3 protein-coding genes are annotated in these 2,953 nt (G+C 59.9%); all 3 read left to right on the top strand.

The annotated features are described in order from the left end of the window. A partial coding sequence (locus WA354_RS08275; protein WP_472812530.1) for an NAD(P)H-hydrate dehydratase occupies positions 1-1,637 on the top strand: 1,637 nt, incomplete at its 5' end. Further along, on the top strand, positions 1,634-2,107 hold the full coding sequence (gene tsaE, locus WA354_RS08270; RefSeq protein ID WP_472812529.1) for a tRNA (adenosine(37)-N6)-threonylcarbamoyltransferase complex ATPase subunit type 1 TsaE: 474 nt from the start codon (positions 1,634-1,636) through the stop codon (positions 2,105-2,107). The genes WA354_RS08275 and tsaE, both read left to right, overlap by 4 nt. Before the next feature lie 61 nt (positions 2,108-2,168). Further along, a complete protein-coding gene (locus tag WA354_RS08265; RefSeq protein WP_472812528.1) occupies positions 2,169-2,777 on the top strand; it encodes a hypothetical protein in 609 nt (202 codons plus the stop codon). The last annotated feature ends 176 nt before the right edge of the window (positions 2,778-2,953 follow it).

Raw genomic sequence — 2,953 nt, 5'->3', positions numbered from 1 at the left:
CGACCGCCGATCGGGTTACCACCGACCGCTTCGGCATCTCGTCCCTTGAACCGATGGAGCATGCCGGCCGCGCAGTGGCCCGCTTCGTTCTGCGTGAATTGCCTGAGCGCCGGCGCATTGTCGTGCTGTGCGGCAAAGGCAACAACGGCGGAGACGGAATGATGGCGGCGCGGCTGCTGGCGAAGGCTGGGCTCGAAGTCACGACGCTGCTGCTGGGGTCGCAGTATGAGCTGAAGGGCGATGCAGCGACTGCCTGGCGTGAGTTGAGCGTCTCTCCGAATAAATATTTGTACGAAGTGAATTCGGCGGCGGAACTGAGAGCACACAATGCCGCGCTTGAAGCGGATCTGATCATTGATGCGGTGCTGGGGACGGGATTCAAACCACCGATGAAGGGGTTGGCGCTGGCGGCGATGGAGTGGGCGAGCGCGAGTGCTGCACCATTTCTTTCAGTCGATGTGCCCTCAGGCTGGCAAGCGGATGCGACAAACAGCAAGGTGGAAGACGAGACGTTTCCCTCGGATGCAGTGATCACGTTTACGGCGCCCAAGGTGGCGCATGTTTTCGGCGAGATGACACGACGATGGAATCAACCGATTGTGGTGGCTCCAATCGGTTCACCGGAGGAGGCGATTGTTTCAGAACAGCGGCTGACCTGGGCGGGGAGTTCGCATGCGCTGGTGGAGCAGCCGCGACCGGCGGATTCAAATAAGGGCAAGTTCGGACACGTGCTGGTGATTGGCGGGTCAGTAGGGAAGTCGGGCGCGCCGGCGATGACTTCGATGGCAGCGTTGCGAGCAGGCGCGGGATTGGTGACAGCGGCGGTACCTGCGTCGATTGTCTCGCTGGTATCAAGCTTTGCGCCGGAACTGATGACGTGGCCGATGTTGGCGAGTCCCACGGGCGAGATGGCGAGCAAGGGCATCACCGCCCAGCAGTTTCAGAGGCTGATCGAACGCAAGACGGTGATTGCCGTGGGGCCGGGATTGGGTGAGGGGCCGGGCACGGAGATTCTGCTGGAGGCGGTGTTGTCAGACACGAAGCTGCCGGTGGTGATCGATGCCGATGGGCTGAATACGCTGGCAGCGAATTCGTTTTTGATGGAGAAGATGACTGAAGTCGCGAAGTCGGGGCGCGCTGTGGTGTTGACGCCGCATCCTGGTGAAATGGCGCGTTTGACAGGGAAGAGCGTGGCGGAGATTCAGGCCAACCGGCTGGAGACAGCGCGGAATTTCGTTCGCGAAACCGGGGTGACGCTGGTGCTGAAGGGGTCGCGCACCCTGGTCGCGCACCCTGACGGACAAGTCGCGGTGAATACGTCGGGTAATCCTGGAATGGCGAAGGGTGGCAGTGGCGACATCCTGACAGGCGTGATTGCAGCGATGCTCGCGCAATTTGAAGATGATATGGCGCATGCAGTGGAGGCAGCGGTTTATCTGCATGGGTTTGCTGCGGATCTCGCCGTACACGCTACGGATGAGCACACACTGCTCGCGACCGACAGCCTGGAATATTTTTCTCGTGCGTTTCGTTATCGGCCTTTCCGCTTTTCCAAAGGCGCCCAAAGAGGGTATGTTTGGTTGCAGGGGCTCCCGGCCGCGAGTAGGCTGGGGATGCGCTCCGCAGAGGCCGAATGAGCAAGGAAGCCCCAGTTGCCGAAGGACGGATTCACGAATTCGTAACAAAGAGCGGCGCCGACACCGTTGAGGTAGGACGCAAGCTCGTGAATTTGCTCGCGCCGCCGCAATTGCTGATTCTTCGCGGCGACCTCGGAACGGGCAAGACCACCTTGGTGAAGGGCATCGCGCAGGCGCTGGATGCAGCGGAACCCGACGAGGTTACGAGTCCCACATTTACGCTGCTGCATGAGTATGACGGCACACGCGAAGGGAAGCCCGTCAAACTCTTCCACCTCGATGTCTACAGGCTTGAGGGTGAGCGGCAATTGGAGACGCTGGGCCTTGATGAACTGCTGACTCCAGACGCGCTGGTGCTGGTCGAGTGGGGCGAGAAGTTCAAGAGCATTCGCAAGAAAGCAACCGGCGACATTGCGATTTCATCGGCAGGCGGCGACGCGCGAAAGATTTCGGTGACGTTGAAGGAGTAGCTGCGACGTCAGTCATGATCGGGCATTGACACCTGGACGGGACGATCGACAAGGAGATCGAATGATGCGGCTGAAATTCATGAGTTGCATTTTCTCCCTGGCCTTTGTCTCGGCGATGTCGTCTGGACAACAGGCAAATCCGCAGTCGACAGAGCAATCCACGCTTCAGAGCGCAGCGAAGGATTCCGGCCCGCAAACGAAGGCTGCACCGACCGGGAAGACACATCATCGGAAGCAACCCTCGAAATCTGCGGAGCGAGGAGCCAAGCGGCCTGCTTACCGGCCCGAGTACACCCAGAACTCGGTTGAAGTGATCAACGGGTCGTCGACAAAGAATGTCGTCTTCCAGTCCGACAAGAATGTGTCCGTGAGCGGAGACCTGAAGAATGCGCCTGCACCGTTGAAGGTTGAGGTCATGAACGGGAATTCAACCGATACGCAGTATTTCTACGCAGGGAACGGGCAGCCCCCCCATGGCTCGACGCAGAAGCATCCAGTGGTCATCGGGATTCAGTCAAGCGATACGCACGTGGCAGGCGGCAAAAAACACCCTGTGGTTATCGGCATTACGACGGCTGAGTCGGGCGATGCGAAGAGCGCGAGTGGCGGCGGCCCGAAGGTGGCGACTGGAATTTCTCCTCAACCAAAGCGCCCGGATTATCAGCCTTGAGGCGCATTAGAGCCTGAGATTTTCTTTCTATGCAATCCGATGTTCGAGATGCGTGCTGTGGATCGTGCGCGCCGGCTGCGGCGCTGCCGCGGCAAGTGGCGTGGCTGCAGTGGATCACCCTGGCGTGGATGGTGCTGGAGTGCGGCGCCTCGTTATGGGCGGCCGCGCGTGCCCAT

The sequence above is a fragment of the Occallatibacter sp. genome (assembly GCF_049802275.1).
Classification (GTDB): domain Bacteria; phylum Acidobacteriota; class Terriglobia; order Terriglobales; family Acidobacteriaceae; genus Telmatobacter.
Note: the sequence above shows the minus strand (reverse complement) of the source record. Positions and strands in the feature narration are given on the sequence as shown.

Bases quoted from the DNA above. Each gene is read 5' to 3' on its own strand.
- WA354_RS08265 (WP_472812528.1), top strand. From the start codon at position 2,169: ATGATGCGGCTGAAATTCATGAGTTGCATTTTCTCCCTGGCCTTTGTC.
- tsaE (WP_472812529.1), top strand. From the start codon at position 1,634: ATGAGCAAGGAAGCCCCAGTTGCCGAAGGACGGATTCACGAATTCGTA.